This is a genomic window from Paraburkholderia sediminicola (assembly GCF_046030555.1).
Lineage (GTDB): Bacteria > Pseudomonadota > Gammaproteobacteria > Burkholderiales > Burkholderiaceae > Paraburkholderia > Paraburkholderia sediminicola_E.
In genome coordinates this window covers 1-19,277 of record NZ_JAQQCH010000028.1, presented here as the reverse complement: position 1 = coordinate 19,277, position 19,277 = coordinate 1, and the positions used below count along the sequence as shown (strand labels likewise).

Genomic DNA, 19,277 nt, shown 5'->3' with positions numbered 1-19,277 from the left:
TCATCCGGGTTGTCACTGATCCGTTCGGGCCGCATTCACCGTCATCCGCTTCGGGAAGGACAATGAGAGACACCACGCACCTCCCCTCACCTGCTCACGAGCCCGCCGACGACACCCGCGTCCTGCGCGCGCTCAGCGTGCTGGAACAACTTGCGTCCGCCGGACAACCGTCTTCGCTTTCCCAGTTGTCCTCACGTCTGCAGATTCCCAAGGCGACCTTGATGCGCCTGATCGAGTCGCTCGAAGCACGCGGTTACGTCACGCATATGCCGGACTCGCGCGGGGCCGATCGCGCCATTGCGCTCGGGCCACGCGCCGCGCAGCTCGCCCTGACCACGCTGGCGAACAGCACCTTTACGCGCGCGTGCCGCTCGCTGCTGCGCACACTCGTGGATGCGCTCGGCGAGACCTGCAATCTCACCGTGCTCGACGGCGATACCGTGCTGTATGTCGAACGTGTCGAGACAAGCGAACCCTTGCGTCTGCATATGCAACCGGGCACGCGCGTCCCGCTGCATTGCACCGCCAGCGGCAAGCTGTTTCTGTCGCAGATGACGTCAGCCGAGCGCGGACTCGTCATCCGGCGCCTGCCGCTCAAATCGATGACGTATCGCACCCTGACCGACATCGATCTGCTCGAAGCGGAACTCGACCGCCTCGCCATGCGTGGCATCGGCGTCGACAACGAGGAGTTCGTGCGCGGGATGGTGGCGGTCGCGGTGCCGGTGCGCAACGTCGAAGACGGCCGTGTGCTCGCGGCGCTGGCTGTTCATTCGCCCACGGCGCGTTCCAGTCTGGAGGATCTGTTGAAAGCGGTGCCGAAGCTCAAGGAGATCGCCGTGCGCATCGGACCGCTGCTGCAACCCGCAGCGGCGAATACGGCGGCTACCTCCGCCGTGGCCGTGTCCAAGTAGTAAGACCGCTGCGGCGCGAGCCGGTAATGTGTCGCTGCAGCGCAGCGATTATCGCGAGCGACACCTGCGGCACTACTCACAACCCGCGCAAGACAGACCTCAATGCGTGTGGGGTCGATATTCCACGAATTCCGGCTCAGTTGAAGCTGAGCCGCGTTTCCGGGCCCGCCATGCATACGCCACGAGCAACACGCCGAGACTCACCACGCCGAGCCACAGCGGCGTGCGCTGATCCGGTATGAACGCCATGGCCACCAGAATGCCGATCATGCCGACGATCGCGAAACAGGTCAGATACGGGTAGCACCACATCCTCACGCGCAGCATCTCCGGCGCCTCGCGTTCGAGTCGGGCGCGCAGCTTCAGTTGCGACACGGCGATCAATACGTAGACGAAAATCGCCACCGTGCCGTACGAATTGACGAGGAATGCGAACACCGTGTCGGGCGATACATAAGACATGACGACCGAGACATAACCAAACAAGGTGCCGATCAGAATCGCGCGAACCGGAACACCGCGGCGATTGACCTTGGCGAGCGCAGCCGGCGCATCGCCGTGACGGGTCAGCGCGAACATCATCCGCGAAGCCGCATAGAGGCCGGAATTAAGTGCGGAGAGCACTGCCGTCAACACGATCGCATTCATGACGTTCGCGGCGGCCGGAATACCCATCGCGTCGAGTGCACTCACATACGGCGTCGCCATTTTCGGTGAATCCCAAGGCACCAGCGCCACCACGAGCAGGATCGAGCCGACATAGAAAATCAGCACACGGGTGATCACCGAGTTGGTGGCTTTGGCGACCGCCTTGACCGGCTCATGGGCTTCGGCTGCTGCGATCGTGACGATCTCCGCGCCGAAGTAAAAACCTGTCGCCGCGACCGCGCCGCTCAACACCGGTCCAATCCCCTTCGGCATCAGCCCGCCGTGCGAGAGGAGCGTGGGCATCACGGAGGTAGTGTGCATCGACGCGGGCCACAGGCCCAGCACATACAGACCGCCGAGGAACAGAAACACGACGATCGCCGCGACCTTGATGGACGCAAACCAGAATTCGAATTCGCCGTAGCTGCCCACCGAGATCAGGTTGGTCGCGGTCAATACCACCAGCAGCACAAGACTGATCGCCCACGCCGGCGTATCCGGCAGCCAGAATTGAACCAGTTTCGCACCGGCCACCGCCTCGACCGCCACGACGATGACCCAGAAATACCAGTACATCCATCCGGTCAGAAAGCCGGCCAGTTTGCCCGGGCCGCGCTTGCCGGTAAAAGCAAGACGCGCGTATTCGTAAAACGACCCCACCGCAGGCATCGCACACGCCATTTCGCCGAGCATGCGCATGACGAGCACGATCAGGCCGCCTGTAATCAGAAACGACAGGACTGCTGCTGGGCCGGCCTGCTGGACCACCACGCCACTGCCGACAAACAGACCCGCGCCGATCACGCCGCCCAGCGCGATCATGGTCATGTGGCGCTCCTTGAGGCCGGTCTTCAGTTCATTTTGATTCGATACTTGCATGTCACCTCCACATCCTGTTGATGCCGGCGCCGGTCATACGAGGCTGCGTGCGAAGCTGCACACATTCCCGCAACCTGAGCGCCGGCAATTCGGATCGAGCGAGGACGCTTGCGCGTCTCGCTGCATCGTGTCTTTTCTTATGATTTAACGCGCAGACCTGTCTGGCTGCGCAACGCCATGCGCGTGAAGCACAACGGCTGGCGAATGACGTGCCGCGGGTGACGCGGCACGCAGTCCGCGCTCAAGGTTTCTCGTCGCGCCGGAAATACAACTGGTAGAGCATCCGTTGTCCGATGCGACGGAACGGTGCGAACGGATGGCCGGGCAACGGGGACGTGAAGATCGGCAGTGTCTGTTTCGACCCTTTCCCGGCGATCCGTTCTGCGAGCCGGCGACCGGCCTGCTGGGAATATGACACGCCGTTGCCGCCGTAGCCCAGTGCATAAAACACCGATTGTTTCGGATCCGGCTGACACACGCGCGGCATCATGTCGTGGCTCACATCCACCCAGCCCCACCATGAATAGTCGATCTGGACCCCGCGCAACGCCGGGAACTTGCGGCCCATTCCTTCGATGAGCAACGCGTAATGGCGGGGATTCGGCGCATCCGCTCCGGTGATCGCGCTACGGCTGCCGATCTGCAACCGGTTGTCCGGCAGGAAGCGGTAGTAGAAACGCAAGGTGCGCGTATCGGTGAGCACCTGCGTCGTTCGAAAATTGCAGGCGGCGATTTCCTGCTGCGTGAGCGGCCGCGTCACCATCGAATTCGACAGGATCGGCATGACGCGGCTCGTCAGCGAAGGATGGAGATCCGGCGCCGTATACGCGCCAGTCGCGATACCCACGGACCGGGCCCGCACGATGCCACCCGGCGTGCGCAGATGATGAATGCCGTTGATGGTCTCCCAGCCGATCACCGGACTCGCCGGATGAACGCGCGCACCCGCTTCACGCGCCAGCCGCAGATAGCCATACGCGAGTTTCAACGCGTGGATGCCGATACCCTCGGGTTCATGGAGTGCGCCGGCTGCTTCACTATCGTTGACGTACTCCCGGCGAAACGTGGCCTGGTCGATGAGCTCGGACGGATAACCGAAAACGTCTTTCCAGACTTTGGCTTCCGCGGCGAGTTTAGCCATCATGCGCGGCCGGTGCGCAATCAGGAAGTGGCCGCCTGGCTGCGGATCGCAATCGATCTCGGCCACCAGCGACTTGAAGTTGTCGAACCCTTCCTGGATCTCATCGTGCATTTTCAACGCGACGTCTTTGCCCCAACGTTCGATCCATTGTGAACGCGACAGACGTCCCGATGCATTCTGCCCTTGTCCGCCATTGCGGCTGCTGCAACCCCAACTGGTTTTATTGGCCTCGAGCACCACGGCCTTGATGCCATGTTCGCGCGCGAGACAAAGCGCCGTCGCGAGTCCCGTGTACCCGCCGCCGATGATCGCCACGTCCACGTCGATGTCTTTCGTGATTGGACCATCGTCAGGCGGCGGCGTGCCGGCGGTCGCGGCCCAATAGGTAGGCGCGTATTGCTTGCCGTGCCCGGGTCCCGGCGAGACTAGCGGGTCGTATCTCGGGTCATATTGTGTTGCGCTGTCCCGCCCCGCAGACAGACCTTCGCCGACCCGTGTGATGACACTTTGCTCCATGTGAAGCTCCTCGTCGGCGTCAAACGTTCTGCTTCGGGCGTTCTTTGCGGAACGCGCGCTTGACTGCGATCAGACCATCGCGGAACTCGAAGAGATCGCAGCCTTCGGCTTCAATGCGCCAGCCTTCCGCGTGCGTCCCCGTGAACACCCATTCGGACACGCCGCGCTCGCCGATGACGTAGTGACGGCCCTTGCCCCAGTGCGCATCCGGGAAAGTCTTGAAGACCGCTTCGAACGCTGCACGCACTGCATCGCGACCGACGAAGCGCGCACCGTAGACCTCACTTCCGCCGGCGGCGTCGAACACGCAGTCTTCGGTCATGAAGCCCATCAACGCATTCGCATCGTGACGATTGAACGCGGCGGAAAATGCGGCGAGCGTATCCGCGGTGACCCTGGATGCGGACGTTTCTGTTGTGGCCATGCATGTCTCCTGCTTGGTTAATTGGGTGAGACTCGTGAGCTTGCCTAAGCGGCGATCTCCTGGGGAAAAGTGTAAGTTTCGTGTCCGCTCGACGGTAGGGCCAGTGCGCTGCTTTCGCCTGGTGCAGCGTGTGTCGGGGAGACGTGGGTTGACTGGCCTGGCACCGTGGATTCGGATTCGGGCAGTTGGTGGGATTCATGGGATTGATGTGCCAGGTGTGCTGCGTACTTTGCGTGCCTGGCGTGCCTGGCGTGCCTGGCGTGCCTGGCGTGCCTGGCGCAATGATTGTGGCTCGCTGACGCGAAGCTGGGGCGTTAGTTCAGCGCTTGCGTGCCTTCGAGGCAGCGCCTCACGATGCGCTCGTCTTCGTCGGTAAAACGCCCGATCAGAACGATCGTCGACTCACCCGCGGCGTGACCCACAAAAGGTGTAATCAGAATGCGGCCGCCGACCACATGAAGTTCCTGCGGAGAAGCATCCTGGTCGAGCCAGACGATGCCCTTCGCTCGTAATAGCGGAACAGCCAGGCTGCGAAACACGTCCCTGAGTTTCTTCCTATCGAGGCGGAAGTCCGAGCGAAAGGAAAAACTGCAGATTTCCTGATGGCTATTGAGACGCCCGGTCGCCGCGAGAGCCAGTCCACCGGCGCGAGGGCGCGGCGCGACACTGGCATCGAAGATCAACTCCAGCGGAATGGATCCGTTTGTCGATTCGAGCAGGATCGACGTGGCCGCGAGCGACGACACCGCTGCTGTCGCCACCGCTTTTTCATGCTCAGTCACAAGGTCTGTCTTGGTGAGCACGAGAGCCGTCGCGCCCGCGATCTGCCTGCGCACAATATCGCCGACGTACGGGTCGAGCAGGGTTGCGCCGATCTGCTCGGTATCCACGGCCACGATGATCCCAACCAGCCTGAATGCGCGGTCAAGCAGCCCGATCTGCGCGATCTTCACCGGATCGGAAACACCGCTGGCTTCGATGATCAACAACTCGGGACGCTCAGGCCGTGCGCTGATTTTCACGAGCGCATCGACGAGGCGGCCCCCGATCGAGCAGCAGACGCAGCCGTTCTCCAGATTGATGACGTCGTCCGTGCGTTCGCGGATCAGCGCGGCGTCGATATTGATATCGCCGAAATCGTTGACTAGCACCGCCACCCGGCGCTGCCCCGCATTCGAAAGCACGTGGTTAAGCAAGGTGGTCTTGCCGGCGCCCAGATAGCCGCCGAGCACGACCAGCGGAATGGATGGCCGCGCGCTCGCGGCCGCAGCATCATTCATTTTTTGCCGGCGACTGAAACACACGACCGCCCAGCACCGTGCCCCACACCTCGACGTCTTTCAACTGCTCGGCAGGGACCTCGCTCGGGTCGTCCGCCAGCACCGCGAAGTCCGCGAATTTACCCACCTCGATACTGCCGATCAGATGGTCCATCCTGAGCGTATAGGCTGCACCCAGCGTGATCGCGCGCAACGCGTCGGCCACAGGAATGCACTCGCTCGCGCCCAGCACGCGTCCCGATGCGGTCTGGCGTTGCACCGCGCACCAGGCGGTAAACAACGGGCTCAACTGCGTGATCGGCGCATCCGAATGAAAAGCAAAGGGAATACCCAGACGCCGCGCCGTTCCCGCCGCGTTCATGCGATTCGCCCGATCGGGGCCCATGGTCTGCGCGTAGTGGGCGTCGCCCCAGTAGTAGATATGGTTGGAGAAAAAGTTGATACACATGCCGAGTTTCGCTGCGCGGGCCAATTGGCTCGCGTCGGCCATCTGACAGTGCTGCAGCGTATGACGATGATCGCTGCGCGGACAGGCGTCGAGCATCTTCTCGATGGCGTTCAATACGACCTCGGTGGCCTCATCTCCATTGGTATGAATATGGAGTTGCAGCCCGGCACGATGAAACGGCGTGAACACCTCTTCCAGCTGACTGGGTGGAATCAGCCACAATCCGTTCGGCTGCCCGCCGACATAACCCGGCCATTTCAACCGCGCCGTGAAGCCCTGAATCGACCCATCGACGATGAACTTAACCGGGCCGAACGTCAATTTCTCCGTGCTGTCGCGAATGGCCGACAGCACTTTTTCGACACCGTTGTCCGGGCTTCGCTGCGGAGCAAACGCGGGCACGATCCTCACCGGATATTGCGGGTCGGCAGTGACTTCGCGAAGGTTGCGATTGCCCAGCGCCGACAGATCGTTGACCAGATCCGTCGCGGTGGTCACGCCGGCGAGTTGTGCGACCTTGCCGAAATTCCAGATCGCCTCTTTCTTTTCACTCGCCGCGATGGAAAGCTGGCTGCCGATCACCTGATACACCGGGAACATCGCCGCGAATTCCTGCAGCTCGCCGGTCGGCTGACCCTCCTGATCCTTATCGATACCGTCGATGTCCGTGTCGCCGTCGATACCGGCAAGCGCCAGCATCGCGCTGTTGACGTTCATCAGATGCACGCTGGCGTGTAGCACGACAATGGGGCGGCTCGTGGAAACGGTATCGAGTTCTCTGACCGACAGGCGGCTCGCGCCAAAGAAAATCGGATCGAAGCCCCATGCGAGCAGCGGCGCCGCCGCGTCGGTCATTGCGCGTTGCGCTTCACCGAGCCGCTCGATCACCTCGTCCAGCGTTTTCAAGCCTCGCCACAGTTTGCCGTCGGGACCGCGCCGGTCGTAGTAGCCGAGATAAACGGCGTCCCACATGGCGCCTTCCATCAGATGGCAATGCCCTTCGACGAGACCCGGCATCAACACCTTGTCCTGGAACGTGTCGACAATCTCGGCCTCGCCCCACTGACTGACCTCCTCCAGATTGCCAACGGAGAGAATTCTGCCGTCTCGCACGGCGACATGCGTGGCGTATGGCTGGGCCGGATTCATCGTCAGAATCTTTCTGGCGACGAAGACTGTGATGGGACCTCGTTCAATCGAATTCATAAATAGGATTTCTTTGATGTAGGACGCGGACCGGACGGTCACGACAACGCATGCACCGCCTTACGCTTCCAGCCATAGTTCAGCACGGCGGTCACCGCGATATTGATCACGAGACACAGCAGGCCCAGGTTAAATCCACCGAGATCGGCATGAAGGATGTAAAGGATGATCGCGAGTATCTGGCCCGTCAGAATACCCGTTGCAACGGCGGACGGTTTGACGCGAAGCGAAAACAGAATGATCATCACGCCCGGGAAAAACTGGGTCACGCCGTAGTACGCGGTATTGATCAGTGTGAGCATCAGATTCGGGGTCAGCAAGGTCATCACGATCGAGACCAGCAGGTAGACGACGATCACCGTTTTCGCAGTAGCTTTCTGCTTGCTCTCGGGCATCTTCGGCAGCAAATTACGTGTCACGAGCGGACCGATGGCGAGACAGATACCCGTCAGCACCAATAGGCCGGATAGCGCGGCGCCGGCCGCGACCAAACCTAGCAACCAGCCCGGCAGCAGCCGGATTGCCGCCGCAAAGAACGCTTCATTGGGCGACGCGAGATGCAGGTTCTGACTGATCGCATAGTACGAAGCAATGACCAGGAACGGATACATCAGCATGTACAACGGCATCGCAACCTGGGTGCGCCGGATCGTGTTCGGACTCGCGGCCGTGAAGAAAACCTGCACGGCGAACGGCATCACGTAGAACCCTAACGACTGGAACAGCATGGTGCTCATCGAAAACGTCAGTTGACTGGCGTTCATGCTATTGCTGACGTGCAGGCTCGCGGCGTGAAAAACTTCCGTGACGCCGGCTTGCCACGAGACCGCCAGCCCGGTGATCACAATCGCCGCGACCATCAGTATGTCTTTCAGGACCGCAATGTACGCCGATGCTCGCACCCCCGAAATGGCGATGTAGGTGAAGGCCAGCATCGCTGAAATCAGAATCAGATAGAGCGGTTGAAAATTCCAGCCGAGGCCCTTGAACGCGGCAACGAGCCCCGTGAATTGCAATTCGCCCCAAGGCAGCAGAAACAGGATTGCCGACCCGGCAACGATTACTTCCAGCGCGCGGCTGCCGTAATGGCCCTTGAACAGATCGGGCAGCGTAATAGCGTTATACCGCTTCCCCGCTTCCCAGATTTTCGGTCCGATGAAATAGCCGACGGGATACGCCAGCAGGATATAACCCAGGAACCAGACCCCATAAGTGGGCCCCTTGGCATAGATGCCGCCCGGAAAGCCAACCATCGTGCCGATACTGTAGATTTCGCCCGCGGCGAGGAAGAAAACCAGATACGCGCCAAACTGCCGGGACGCGACAAAGAAGTCATGAACGCTTTGCGCGCCATGTCCTTTTCTGGATCGAATCGCCAGATACAGCGAGAAGAGAATCAAACCGAGAAAGACAACGCTGGACATCCTGGCTCTCCTGCTGCTTCAGTGGATTTGCGAAGGTGCATCGTCCGCGCGGCGATCGAACAGACGCCAGCACACCTGCAGGCAGAGCGACGTCAGTACGAACCACGCGAAGATCCACGCATAGATGAACGGCACGCCCAGGACATATCTATCCACTGAAGCGACCCAGGGCAGCAGCCCTATCACCCCGACATAGGGGATGCCGATCCCAATCAAGAACTTGAGCATGAAGTCTCCGTCTGCTTTTTGTGATCGATGAAATCATGTCTGCTGATTCCGCCTGCCATTTAAAAACCGCACCGGGTGGTAGCGGTCCGCGGCGAGCGGATGCGGCACGGCAGCCATAGCAGACGATTTCAGTATCGGTGGCCGAAAATGCACCTGACTAGTACCAGCGATAATAAATCGCCTGGTCCACATGAGGGACCACGAGCGGGCATTGCACCCGCTCGCCTGGATGTGGCAACGTCGTTTTTATGCGCTTTTATGTGACCAGGGCGACCAGCCCGGAACACAGCAGCAAAGCGCTCACCAGATGTTCGAGCCGACGCACAGGCACCTTTGGACCCAGGCGCTCCCCCACGGAGACACCGAGCACGAACACCGGCACGAGCAGCACCAGTGAACTGAGCTGTGGCCTGTGGACCTGGTGCCCGGCGACAAAAAGGGCCACCACCCCCACATAGAGCACCGCAAAATAAGCGAGAAGATTGGCGCGCAGCGCTGAACCCTGGCCGATGCCGTTGAGGTAGTAGACGGCCGGCGGACCGCCGATGCCGCCCAGCGCGGTCAGCGCGCCGCTCATGGCGCCTGCTGTGAAGGTCGGCCGCCAGCCGCTATCGTGAAGCCAGCGCCAGCCCCGCATGTGCATCACTGTGGATGCAAGGACGGCGAGCGCGACGAGGCGGCGAAGCTCGACTGCGCTCTCGCTTGCCATCCACCATGTCGTGACGGCGGTGCAAGCCATTGCGACCAGCGCGAGTGGAATCACGGTGCGCCAGCGCACCGCGCTCGCCCAGCTGCGCACGCCTTGCAGCGAGGTCGCAAAGTGGATCAGGACGATCAGCACGCCGGCTTCGGGTGCGGGCATCAGCAGCCCGAACAACGGCGCCATAACGAGCGCGCCGCCGAATCCGGTCAAACCTTTTGCCATGCCCGCAACCAGAGTCACCAGGGTCAGACATCCCAGTACGAAAGGGGTATCGGCAACATTCATGAGTCGTTTGTTCGCTATAAACGGGGAATCGAAGGTCCAATCGATTGCTGCGTTCCGCGCACGACGACATCTTCAGGAGAGGGCCGGTATCGTCGCAGGATTCCGAACGCCCGCGTAGTGCCAACAGAGTCCTTTCGATGGTGCCAGCGGGGCTGGGGCGCGAAGCGCCCCGTTTCGCCGTCGCCGGCAGCGATGGCCGTACCGCCGTCAGAAGCCGTCGCAAGGGCCGCTCACGCACGAGACTTTGCGGTCGAACCCGCTTACCAGGCATCACTTGCCGCGTAACGCGTCGCCACTGCTAACACGGTGCTCCAGACCAGCGCAGCCAGCAGCGACAGACCGATCGCCAGATAGACGGCGCCTTGTCCACCTCCGTCATCAAGGCGGCGGTCGCCGCCGGCGTAATCACACCCGCCCCGAAACCGACTGCCGGAAAGCACAGTGCAATACGCCAATACGGCGCGTCGTCTGCGAGTGCGAGGAGTCCGGCGAAAGCAGGAAAAACAAGCCGTAGAAAACCAGACCAGAAATCAGCGAAGCGAACGCCGATGCGACACCTTGCTCGACGGCGGCTTGCTGAGCGTGGAAAGCAAGGGCCGGCATCGCTATTCCCGGCTCGCCGGCGCGCACGTTTCGCACGTGCTTGAAAGCCTCGCGTCGGTTGGGCCGGTCACCCCGGCCTGGCGCACTATGCCGAATCGCTCGGCGCAGGCGCTGCGTTTCGCGCGCTGCTGCTACGACCATCTGGCGGGTCAGCTCAGCGTCGCGGTGACGCAAAGCATGCTCACGCGGGCCTTCATCGTCGAGACGGGCGAGCGCCAATACGCACTCACCGCACCCGGTTGCGAACGGCTGCAGCAACTCGGCATCGACATGGGAGATGCGGGGTTCGATCACGCTGACCATGCGCGCCGATGTCTTGACTGGACCGAGCGGCGGTATCACGTCGCGAGGCCGTTAGGCGCCCGGCTGATGGACGTTTTCCTTGCATTGGGCTGGATGCGGCGATCGCCCACTGCGCGGTCGGTGACCGTCACGGCGCTCGGCTGGGATGGACTCAAGAAACATCCCGGCATCGCGCGCGACGCTTGCGGACCTGATTAAAAGCCCCAGACCACGCTGGCCGCCCAATTGTTAAATCCTCGCCTCGCAGCTTCGTTTTGTTGAAGCCGGCTCATCGAGGGGAGGCAGCGTGCACGCACAGAGACATCATCGCGGAGCTCATGGCCCCATGCATCTGAAAGCGGTCAAGCCAACCGATCAGCCGCATTCGGGACCCGACCCCAAGCCACAACAGAAGCCTGGGGCGACGCCCAGAAAAGCGAGCCCCCCGCACGAAGACCGCCTTGCGAGGCTCGCAACCTTCACGACCAATCTGCGCATGGTTTCGTTGAACCTGCTGCTTCTGATCGGCGCCTGTCTTGTCGGGGCCGTGATGTGGAAGCTCGTATTCGCACGCGAGACCCTCATCGAAAATATCTACGTGCCCGAGGCGTTCGCCAAAATCGGCTATTCCAGCGACGCGTTCCAGTCATTTGTTGCGGGCCATCTGATCGCGCTCGAAGAACGCGCGGCAGACGTGATACCCGCCTCCGCGAAAGAAGAAATCAAGCTCGATTCCGACATGCCGGACTTCTCGGTGCCCGGCACCTCCATTTCCGCGAAGACGATCCTGCAGTACGTGCGCGAGGCGCTGCCACTTCCGGTCTCGACGATCTCGGGCAGCGTAACCGGCACCCCGGACCACTACGTTCTGCATCTGGTCCTGGTGGAGCGCGGCCAGGTGTATCGTTTCGCCACGCCCGAAGGCGCAATCGCCGATCTGGAGAAAAATCTCTCCAATCTCTCCCTCGACGTGCTGAAGAAGCACAGCCCTTATATCTACGCCTCGTATCAGTCGGCCGAAGCGCAGGCGCGCTGCTACGCCGGCAAGGGCGCCTGCGATTTCTCCGAGTCTGAACGAGTATTTTCGAGCATCGTTGACGCTGGAGACGGACAGCCGAATTACAAATGGGCCCTCCTCGCACTCTCGAAGATCGACGAGGCGTACCACGATTACAAAGGCGAAATCAAGGCAGTCAGCCGCCTTTCCGCTGAATACCCGTCGTCCTGGAGCTTTTATAACTGGGGCGTCGCTCTCAGCGAAATGGGTTGCAACAAGATGGCGATCAGTGCGTTCGAACGATCCATTGCCTTGCACTCGTCCCGCGAGTCTGCGTTCAATGCGATTGGGCGCGCCTGGCTGGCACTCGCCAGACAGGCGCCGGAGCGTCATTCCACGGGAGCCAAAATCGATCTGCAAAACGCGCGCGACGATTTCCGTATAGCCGTTTATCTGAAACCGGACTACCAGGAGGCACACGTCAATCTGGCGGAGTCGCTCAAGCTGCTCGACGACGTCAATGGCGCGCGCCGCGAATACGTGAGCGCGATCGAGATGGATCCGACGCACGCGGGTCTCGCCTATGCCAGGTATGCCGAACTGTTTGGGGATCAGAAAGAGCGGAACGAGCTCCTCGGCTTTGCGAACTGGGCCGACAATTTGCACAAGGAGTGCCGCGCCACTAACTCAACCTCGCTGCTCGAGGCGAGCGGATGCAGCATCGCAATGCAAACTGAAACGAGTCCCGTCGTCAACACGCTTGGTCATGCCGGAATCGAGACCGTTGCAACGACGGTGGCTCCAGCACAGGATTGCCGCGGCCTCGCTGTTGATGACAGACTCGCGTCTGAAGAGGGCTTGCCCGACTTCGCGGAGAGTGCGCCGTGAAACCGGGCTCACTATCCGCGCGCATGCGAGCAGTGCATCAATGGCTGGCCGTGCCGCGATCCGGGCGGCGCTCGACAAAGCGCCTCACATAGTCATCCGCGGGGCGCGTCAGGATCTCATTGGGCGTCCCCTCCTGCACCAGTTTGCCGTCGCGCAGAATCGCGATGCGGTTACCGATCCGCAGTGCTTCATCGAGATCGTGCGTGATGAACACGATGGTCTTCTTCAGCGTAGCCTGCAGTTGTAGCAACTGGTCCTGCATTTCCGTGCGAATCAGCGGGTCGAGCGCGGAGAATGCTTCGTCCATCAGCAACACGTCCGTATCCGCGGCAAGCGCACGCGCCAACCCGACACGCTGGCGCATGCCGCCCGATAGCTCGTCCGGATAGTGCTCGTCGTAGCCGTTCAGACCGACCTTGCCGAGCCAGACACGGGCTTTCTCATTGGCTGCCGACTTGCTTTCTCCACGCACACGCAACGCATATGCCGTATTGTCGAGTACCGTCTGATGCGGCAGCAGTCCGAAATTCTGGAACACCATGCTGACCTTGTAGCGGCGCAGCTCACGCAAGCCTTGCGCGCCGAGCTTGATGACATCTGAACCGTCGATCACGATCTCGCCCGACGTCGGCTCGATCAGCCGGTTGAAATGCCGTACCAGAGTCGACTTTCCGGAGCCGGACAGTCCCATGATCACGAAAATCTCGCCCGCGCCGATATTCAGGCTGACGTCATTCAGACCGACATTGCAACCGGTCTGGGCCAGCACATCGGCTTTGCCCTTGCCGCTTCGCAACAGATCGAGCACGCGCGCGTGACTGCCTGGCGGCCCGAAAAGCTTATATACGTGGTTGACTTCAATCGCTGCCATGCCGCTCTCCTTGCTTTCCTCGTTTTCCTGCTACTTGGCCGCGCGGGTTTCGAGCCCGCCTTCAGCCGCAGACGTTTCATCCGTATTCGTGCTGCTCGTGCGATAAGGAATGCGCGAAGCCGCTTTGGCCTTTCTGCGTTGCGAGAACAGGCGTCGCGCGCGGCGGTCCTGGCCATAGCCCTGGCTGATGCGGTCGATCACGATCGCGAGAATCACGATGGCAATGCCCGCCTGCGTCCCTTTGCCCACATCGAGCGTCTGAATGCCGGCGAGCACATCTTCGCCAAGGCCGCGCGAACCGATCATCGACGCGATCACCACCATCGAGAGCGCCATCATCGTCGTCTGGTTGATGCCGGCCATGATGCTGGGCCGGGCCAGCGGCATCTGCACGTTGACCAGCAACTGCCAGCGCGTCGTGCCGAATGCGCGCGCCGCCTCGACCACCTCGCTATCCACGTGACGAATGCCGAGATCGGTCAGACGAATCAGCGGCGGCAACGCATAGATGATCGTGGCGAGGATCGCCGGCACCTTGCCGAGGCCAAACAGCATCAACACCGGAATCAGATAGACGAAGCTGGGCAGCGTTTGCATGACGTCGAGCGTCGGCAACAGCAAGCGCCGCAGCCATGCGCTGCGCGAAGTCAGAATGCCGAGCGGCACGCCAAGCGAGACCGATAGCACCGTCGCAACCAGCATCAACGCGAGGGTCTGCATCAGCTTTTCCCATAGCCCAAAGCAACCGATCGCATAGAGCAGCAGCATGAAGAAACCGGCAATACTCAGGCGCCGCGTCGCATTCCACGTCACCGCGCCGACCGCCAGCAGGATCAGCCATGGCGGCAAGGCCCGCAGTGCGCCTTCGAGCGGCACGAGCACATAGCGCAAGAGTGCGATGCTGAACTGGTGAAAGCTGTCGCCGTAGCGGGTAACGAACGATTGCACGGCGTCGTTCACCCAGTCGGCAATCGAAAGATGCAGAAAAAACGAATGCATGATCAAACCTCCACTGCAGGTGGACCGCAGGCTGCACGAACCTGCTGTCCGGCACGAGGTTGCAAGACCTCGTGCCGTCAAAATCTGCCTGACGTTACCGCCTGTCAGGCGCCAGCAAGTCCGGCCTGCACCTTCGACGCGACATCGGCAGGCACCCATTGCTTCCACATCTCCGGATGCTCGCGCAAGAATTGCGTGGCCATGGCCGAGCCGTCGAGTTTCTTCGTGCCCATTTCGAGGATCGTGCTGTTGAGGAAGTCCATCGGAAACCTGACCTTGCCGAGCATCGACATGAGCTGTGGGTCGGCTTCGTAGAACGGCGTGGATACGCCTACGGTGACATGCGAGACCATGTACGAGGAGGCGCACTGCGAGGTACTACTTTCATCGCGCAAGGTCTTCCAGCATGCGTCGTTATAGGCCGGCATCTTCAGTTCGACGAACCTGTACTTCGCCATCAACGCAGCCGGGCCCCAGTAATAGAACACGATCGGCGCGCCACGCTGATACGCCGAGGCGATAGCGGCATCGAGTGCGGCGCCCGTGCCCGGGTGGAAATTGGTGTAGCTCGCATCGAGATTCAGCACCTTCAGCAAGCGTGTATTGACCCGTTCGCAATCCCAACCCGTCGGGCAGTTGAGAAAACGGCCCTTGTCCGGTTCCTCATCGTCCGCGAATACGCTCTTGTACTTAGGCAGGTCCGTCACCGACACGAGGCCCGCTGCGACCGGCTTGATGCCGCGTTTTGGATCGCCCTTCACCACGTATTCGGGCACGAACCAGCCTTCCTTCGTGCCACCCGGCAAGGTGTCGCCGACCAGTTTGACGCTGCCCGAAGCCACGGCTTTCGCGGTGATCTCGCTGCGCCCGGTCCATTGTTCGGCCCACACCTGCACGTCGTTGTGCGCCAGCGCGGTTTCAGTGGCCGCCGTGCTGCCGGGCACGACATCCGTTTTGCAGCCGTAACCCTTCTCCAGAATCTGCCGCAGCACCTCGGTTGCGAAGGAGCCGCTTTCCCACGTAATGCCCGCGAAATGCACCGTCTTGCCCTGCGCGCACCAGCTATCCGCAGCGTGCGCACTAACGCCGGTCAAGGCCATGGCGGCGGCGCACAGCACCGCCCGAACTTGTCTGAATTGCATCGTCGATCACCCTTGGAACGTTGAATTGCATTGAGTCGGCACGCGCGAGAAGTCGAACCTCTGCCTCACATGCCGGTTAGGACCCGCCGTGCGCTCAGGCGAGCAGGCGCTTCTCGAACGGATAGTCAGACAGCAGTTCCACGCGGCCGTCGTCGCGCACATACACCTGCTCTTCCAGCTTGACGCCCTCACCGCCGTCTTCATGACCGATATAGCTTTCGACGCACAGCGTCATGCCAGGCTCGATCACACCGTCATAGCCCTTGGCGTCGTTGTCCTCGCGATGGACGATGTACGGATATTCGCCGGTCATGCCGACGCCATGCGCGAGCGCGAAATAACGGCGCGCCTGATAAGGGCCGGGAATCTTCCACGCTTTCGCGATGAACTCCTGGAAGGTCGTGCCGGCGCGCACGTTCTCCATGTTCGAATGGATCTGTTCATAGGCGAGCTTGTAGAGGTTTTTCTGCGCCGCCGTGGCGGGCGTGTCACCGCACAGGAAGGTGCGCGAGAAGTCGGCGTAATAGCCGAAGCGCCCCACGACGTCCGTATCGAGCCCGACCAGCTCGCCTGTCTGGATCTTGCGCGGGCTGCTCTCCTGGAACCACGGATTGGTGCGCGGCCCCGAACTGATCAGACGTGTCTCCACATAGTCGCCGTCCGTTTCGATGATGTGCTTGTGCAAATGCGACCACAGTTCGTTTTCACTGATGCCGGGCACGAGGGCCGCTTCGAGCTTGCGCACGCCCTCTTCGGCGGCACGCAGCGATGAGCGGATCATCTTGATCTCGTTGGGAACCTTGATCGACCGCGCCCGTTCGAGCGGTTCCTGTGCGTCGCTGATCTGATAGCCACGCGCCTGCAATGCAAAGGCAGCCGCCGACGTCGCACTTTCGATGGCGATGCGTTTGCCGCCGCCACTCTGCTTGACCAGTTCGTCGATTTCGTCGGCCCAGCGTTCGGTGACGCGGCCCAGCATGTCGTCGCAGAAATAATAGGAAATCGCGGTGGCTGGCCGCACTTCATCGACCGTATCGAGTCCGTCGGCGAGAAAATCGCAGCCTGCGTATTCGAACAGCACCACCTTGCCTTCGGCCGGCACGAACAGATAGCGCGCCGGATTGCGCATCGAATAGACCTGCATATTGCGCGAGCCGGTCGCATAACGCATATGCGTGGGGTCGAACAGGATCGCAGCGGTCAGATCGCGTTTTTTCAGTTCGCGGCGCACCGCGGCGAGCCGGTCCCGCTGGATCTGCGCGATTTCTTCCGCGGTCGGTTCGCAATCTTCGGGGCGGTGAGTCGGGCGAATAATCGTCATATTTTTGAAGGGGATGTGGGATGGTTTTAGAAAAAAGCTTCAATCGACGAGGTTGTCGGCCCGCACGAGACGTTGCTCGGCTTCCAGATGCATTTCGGACACGCGTCCATACAGTTGGCGCGTGCGTTCGAGCCGGCCGATCACACCCGGCTTCTGCGAGTACGCGAAGATCGCCGTATGCCGGTCGATTCCACCTTGCACCTGCGTGACGCGGTGCAGCGAAAAGCGTCCTTTGAACAGTTGCAGATCGCCGGGCTGCAACGTGATCACGTTGATCGGCGCGCGCGTCTCGCCGCGCACCACGCTGCCCACGTCGCCATAGTTCTCGCCCTGGGGCGAACGGATATTCGGGCAATACTCGAAATCGCCGCCCGCTTCCGGCTGTTGCGTCATCATCGAGACGATGAATTCGTTGGTGTCGTAATGCCACGGCTGTTCGGTGCCCGGCGGCATGACGTTTTGAACCAGTCCGGCATAGGGGTCCGCGTACTCCCAGACGCGCGCTTCACCGAGGCAGGCGGCAACGAAGCGTTTCATCGCCTGGGCTACATAGATGCGGTGCACGATCGCGTCCGCGGGGATGACATCACGGGTAACGAAGCCGCTGGTGCGGTCCATGAAGACGCGGCGCGGATCGTCGGCGGGCAGCGACGGATCGTCCGCAGTGAAGTAAGCGTTGACCTTACGCGTCGAAAAGTAGGTCTTGGCCGCGAGCGCCACGCCTTCGGCCCGTGCCTGGGCGAGCGCTTCGGGCCGCAGGAAGCCGTGCAGCACCGCGCTGCCGTTGCCCGCCAGGTGGGCGCGGCAGCTCGCGATCAGCTCGCGCATACGGGGATGGTCCGGATCGTGCAACGGATAACGTCCGGTATCGACGATGTCGCTCAAATCGTTGCATTCGGCGTCGGCAAGAGGAAGACTGACTGACACGGAGAGACTCCAGATTAGGGGTTCAGACTGATTTGTGAAGCGAATTGTTTTCGACAACAATCACCTCACTGACGCCCCCATGTTTTGATCGCCAAATTTCTTTGGAAAGCGAGTAATTCCGATGGCTTCCATCAGCGGACCCGATTGGTCAAAACTGAGTTCTCTGGACCCCGAACTGGTACGGGCATTCGTTACCGTGGTCGACAGCGGTGGGTTTACCGCAGCGGCCAAACTGCTGCACCGCACACAGTCGACCATCAGTCTGCGAATCCGCACGCTGGAGGAGCGGTTGGAAACTCATATGTTTCTGCGTAACAGCCGCCGACTGGCTTTGTCGCGTGATGGCGAGAATTTTCTGATTCACGCCCGGCGCATCATTCAGGTGCAGAACGAGGCAATCGCCGCACTGAACCGGAGTAATAGCGATGGGGTGATCCGCTTTGGCCTGCCCGAGGACTATGCGGAGTTATGGCTGCCTGAGCTGCTCAAGAAGTTTTATGCGCTAAGGCCGGGCGCGCGGCCACATATTCATTGCCGGATGTCGCTCGAGTTGCTGGAGCGGTTGCAGGCAGGGGAGCTGGATCTGGCTTTGGTGGTGCGGCACGGGTCGCAGACCAGTGGGCGGCATCTCGGGCGTGAGGAAGTGGTGTGGGCCGCGCACCGGGATTTTGTTCTGGAGGCCGGGGCGCCGGTGCCGCTTGCCTTGTTTCCTGAGACCTGCTGCTATCGGCAGCGGGGGCTTGAAGCGCTTGCCGCGGTTGAGCGGCATTATCAGGTTGTGTATACGAGTCAGAGTCCTACCGGGATTAAGGTTGCGGTTAACCACGGCGTGGCCGTTACTATTATCGATCGGTGTACGTTGCCGGAGAACTGGCGGGTGCTAGGGGTTCAGGAGGGGTTGCCCGCCTTGCCCGCGGCTGATCTGGAGTTGCATCGAGCTTCTGTTAATCGGGACCCTGCTGTGGATGTGCTGGCTGGGTTGATTGAGGAGATGGTGGTTGAGAGGCGCAATTTGGCGGTTGCTTTTGCCGCTTAGGTTTGTTGGTTGCCTCTCGGCGGTTGGTTTTTCTTGATCTGGCTTCTTGGGCTTTTCTTGATCTGGCTTTTTGGCCTTTCCTTGATTTCTCGGTGGTCTATTGGCGTTGCCCCTC

General features: G+C 61.1%; 17 protein-coding genes. 4 read left to right on the top strand and 13 right to left on the bottom strand.

Annotated features, from left to right (window positions below):
- Positions 1-62: 62 nt before the first annotated feature.
- Positions 63-914: an IclR family transcriptional regulator gene (locus PQQ52_RS29410; protein ID WP_408219381.1), complete on the top strand. Its 852-nt coding sequence runs from the start codon at positions 63-65 to the stop codon at positions 912-914.
- A gap of 99 nt (positions 915-1,013) precedes the next feature.
- Here PQQ52_RS29410 and PQQ52_RS29405 read toward each other — a convergent pair whose 3' ends face one another.
- The 8 genes from PQQ52_RS29405 to PQQ52_RS29370 all read right to left on the bottom strand — a co-directional run bounded on the left by PQQ52_RS29405 (position 1,014) and on the right by PQQ52_RS29370 (position 10,096).
- The gene (locus PQQ52_RS29405; RefSeq protein WP_408219378.1) at positions 1,014-2,441 is read right to left on the bottom strand and encodes an amino acid permease; all 1,428 of its coding nucleotides are present in this window, start codon (positions 2,439-2,441) and stop codon (positions 1,014-1,016) included.
- Between the two features lie 241 nt (positions 2,442-2,682).
- Positions 2,683-4,098, bottom strand: coding sequence for an NAD(P)/FAD-dependent oxidoreductase (locus PQQ52_RS29400; protein WP_408219376.1), 1,416 nt, complete (start codon positions 4,096-4,098; stop codon positions 2,683-2,685).
- A gap of 19 nt (positions 4,099-4,117) precedes the next feature.
- Positions 4,118-4,522 carry a nuclear transport factor 2 family protein gene (locus PQQ52_RS29395; protein WP_325043974.1) on the bottom strand — a complete coding sequence of 135 codons (405 nt, stop codon included), beginning with the start codon at positions 4,520-4,522 and terminating at the stop codon, positions 4,118-4,120.
- 314 nt (positions 4,523-4,836) lie between these two features.
- Entirely contained in the window at positions 4,837-5,802 is a 966-nt protein-coding gene (locus tag PQQ52_RS29390; protein ID WP_408219373.1) for a CobW family GTP-binding protein, read from the bottom strand.
- The gene (locus PQQ52_RS29385; protein ID WP_408219370.1) at positions 5,795-7,456 is read right to left on the bottom strand and encodes an amidohydrolase; all 1,662 of its coding nucleotides are present in this window, start codon (positions 7,454-7,456) and stop codon (positions 5,795-5,797) included. The genes PQQ52_RS29390 and PQQ52_RS29385 overlap by 8 nt, the downstream gene beginning before the upstream one ends.
- Before the next feature lie 38 nt (positions 7,457-7,494).
- Positions 7,495-8,880: a sodium:solute symporter family protein gene (locus tag PQQ52_RS29380; protein WP_408219367.1), complete on the bottom strand. Its 1,386-nt coding sequence runs from the start codon at positions 8,878-8,880 to the stop codon at positions 7,495-7,497.
- Positions 8,881-8,898: 18 nt separating this feature from the next.
- Positions 8,899-9,108, bottom strand: coding sequence for a DUF3311 domain-containing protein (locus tag PQQ52_RS29375; protein ID WP_408219364.1), 210 nt, complete (start codon positions 9,106-9,108; stop codon positions 8,899-8,901).
- Between the two features lie 256 nt (positions 9,109-9,364).
- On the bottom strand, positions 9,365-10,096 hold the full coding sequence (locus PQQ52_RS29370) for a sulfite exporter TauE/SafE family protein (RefSeq protein ID WP_408219361.1): 732 nt from the start codon (positions 10,094-10,096) through the stop codon (positions 9,365-9,367).
- Positions 10,097-10,654: 558 nt separating this feature from the next.
- On the opposite strand from PQQ52_RS29370, the gene PQQ52_RS29365 reads away from it, so the two are divergent.
- Both PQQ52_RS29365 and PQQ52_RS29360 read left to right on the top strand, forming a co-directional pair.
- The gene (locus tag PQQ52_RS29365) at positions 10,655-11,200 is read left to right on the top strand and encodes a transcriptional regulator (protein ID WP_408219358.1); all 546 of its coding nucleotides are present in this window, start codon (positions 10,655-10,657) and stop codon (positions 11,198-11,200) included.
- Positions 11,201-11,327: 127 nt separating this feature from the next.
- Positions 11,328-12,866 carry a tetratricopeptide repeat protein gene (locus PQQ52_RS29360; protein ID WP_408219355.1) on the top strand — a complete coding sequence of 513 codons (1,539 nt, stop codon included), beginning with the start codon at positions 11,328-11,330 and terminating at the stop codon, positions 12,864-12,866.
- 37 nt (positions 12,867-12,903) lie between these two features.
- On the opposite strand, the gene PQQ52_RS29355 is transcribed toward PQQ52_RS29360, so the two are convergent.
- From PQQ52_RS29355 to PQQ52_RS29335, 5 genes are all read right to left on the bottom strand, one after another.
- Entirely contained in the window at positions 12,904-13,737 is an 834-nt protein-coding gene (locus PQQ52_RS29355; RefSeq protein ID WP_408219352.1) for a quaternary amine ABC transporter ATP-binding protein, read from the bottom strand.
- 30 nt (positions 13,738-13,767) lie between these two features.
- Entirely contained in the window at positions 13,768-14,736 is a 969-nt protein-coding gene (locus PQQ52_RS29350; RefSeq protein WP_408219349.1) for an ABC transporter permease, read from the bottom strand.
- A gap of 104 nt (positions 14,737-14,840) precedes the next feature.
- Positions 14,841-15,878, bottom strand: coding sequence for an ABC transporter substrate-binding protein (locus PQQ52_RS29345; protein WP_408219346.1), 1,038 nt, complete (start codon positions 15,876-15,878; stop codon positions 14,841-14,843).
- A gap of 94 nt (positions 15,879-15,972) precedes the next feature.
- Positions 15,973-17,199, bottom strand: coding sequence for a M24 family metallopeptidase (locus tag PQQ52_RS29340; protein ID WP_408219343.1), 1,227 nt, complete (start codon positions 17,197-17,199; stop codon positions 15,973-15,975).
- A 39-nt stretch (positions 17,200-17,238) separates the two neighbouring features.
- Entirely contained in the window at positions 17,239-18,126 is an 888-nt protein-coding gene (locus tag PQQ52_RS29335; RefSeq protein WP_408219340.1) for a HalD/BesD family halogenase, read from the bottom strand.
- A gap of 121 nt (positions 18,127-18,247) precedes the next feature.
- Here PQQ52_RS29335 and PQQ52_RS29330 point away from each other — a divergent pair, with 121 nt between their 5' ends.
- Positions 18,248-19,162 carry a LysR substrate-binding domain-containing protein gene (locus PQQ52_RS29330; RefSeq protein WP_408219337.1) on the top strand — a complete coding sequence of 305 codons (915 nt, stop codon included), beginning with the start codon at positions 18,248-18,250 and terminating at the stop codon, positions 19,160-19,162.
- Positions 19,163-19,277 lie beyond the last annotated feature (115 nt).

What these genes read in the sequence shown, in the direction of transcription:
- PQQ52_RS29410 (WP_408219381.1), top strand. Translation starts at nt 63, where the DNA reads ATGAGAGACACCACGCACCTCCCCTCACCTGCTCACGAGCCCGCCGAC.
- PQQ52_RS29405 (WP_408219378.1), bottom strand. Translation starts at nt 2,441, where the DNA reads ATGCAAGTATCGAATCAAAATGAACTGAAGACCGGCCTCAAGGAGCGC.
- PQQ52_RS29400 (WP_408219376.1), bottom strand. Translation starts at nt 4,098, where the DNA reads ATGGAGCAAAGTGTCATCACACGGGTCGGCGAAGGTCTGTCTGCGGGG.
- PQQ52_RS29395 (WP_325043974.1), bottom strand. Translation starts at nt 4,522, where the DNA reads ATGGCCACAACAGAAACGTCCGCATCCAGGGTCACCGCGGATACGCTC.
- PQQ52_RS29390 (WP_408219373.1), bottom strand. Translation starts at nt 5,802, where the DNA reads ATGAATGATGCTGCGGCCGCGAGCGCGCGGCCATCCATTCCGCTGGTC.
- PQQ52_RS29385 (WP_408219370.1), bottom strand. Translation starts at nt 7,456, where the DNA reads ATGAATTCGATTGAACGAGGTCCCATCACAGTCTTCGTCGCCAGAAAG.
- PQQ52_RS29380 (WP_408219367.1), bottom strand. Translation starts at nt 8,880, where the DNA reads ATGTCCAGCGTTGTCTTTCTCGGTTTGATTCTCTTCTCGCTGTATCTG.
- PQQ52_RS29375 (WP_408219364.1), bottom strand. Translation starts at nt 9,108, where the DNA reads ATGCTCAAGTTCTTGATTGGGATCGGCATCCCCTATGTCGGGGTGATA.
- PQQ52_RS29370 (WP_408219361.1), bottom strand. Translation starts at nt 10,096, where the DNA reads ATGAATGTTGCCGATACCCCTTTCGTACTGGGATGTCTGACCCTGGTG.
- PQQ52_RS29360 (WP_408219355.1), top strand. Translation starts at nt 11,328, where the DNA reads ATGCATCTGAAAGCGGTCAAGCCAACCGATCAGCCGCATTCGGGACCC.
- PQQ52_RS29355 (WP_408219352.1), bottom strand. Translation starts at nt 13,737, where the DNA reads ATGGCAGCGATTGAAGTCAACCACGTATATAAGCTTTTCGGGCCGCCA.
- PQQ52_RS29350 (WP_408219349.1), bottom strand. Translation starts at nt 14,736, where the DNA reads ATGCATTCGTTTTTTCTGCATCTTTCGATTGCCGACTGGGTGAACGAC.
- PQQ52_RS29345 (WP_408219346.1), bottom strand. Translation starts at nt 15,878, where the DNA reads ATGCAATTCAGACAAGTTCGGGCGGTGCTGTGCGCCGCCGCCATGGCC.
- PQQ52_RS29340 (WP_408219343.1), bottom strand. Translation starts at nt 17,199, where the DNA reads ATGACGATTATTCGCCCGACTCACCGCCCCGAAGATTGCGAACCGACC.
- PQQ52_RS29330 (WP_408219337.1), top strand. Translation starts at nt 18,248, where the DNA reads ATGGCTTCCATCAGCGGACCCGATTGGTCAAAACTGAGTTCTCTGGAC.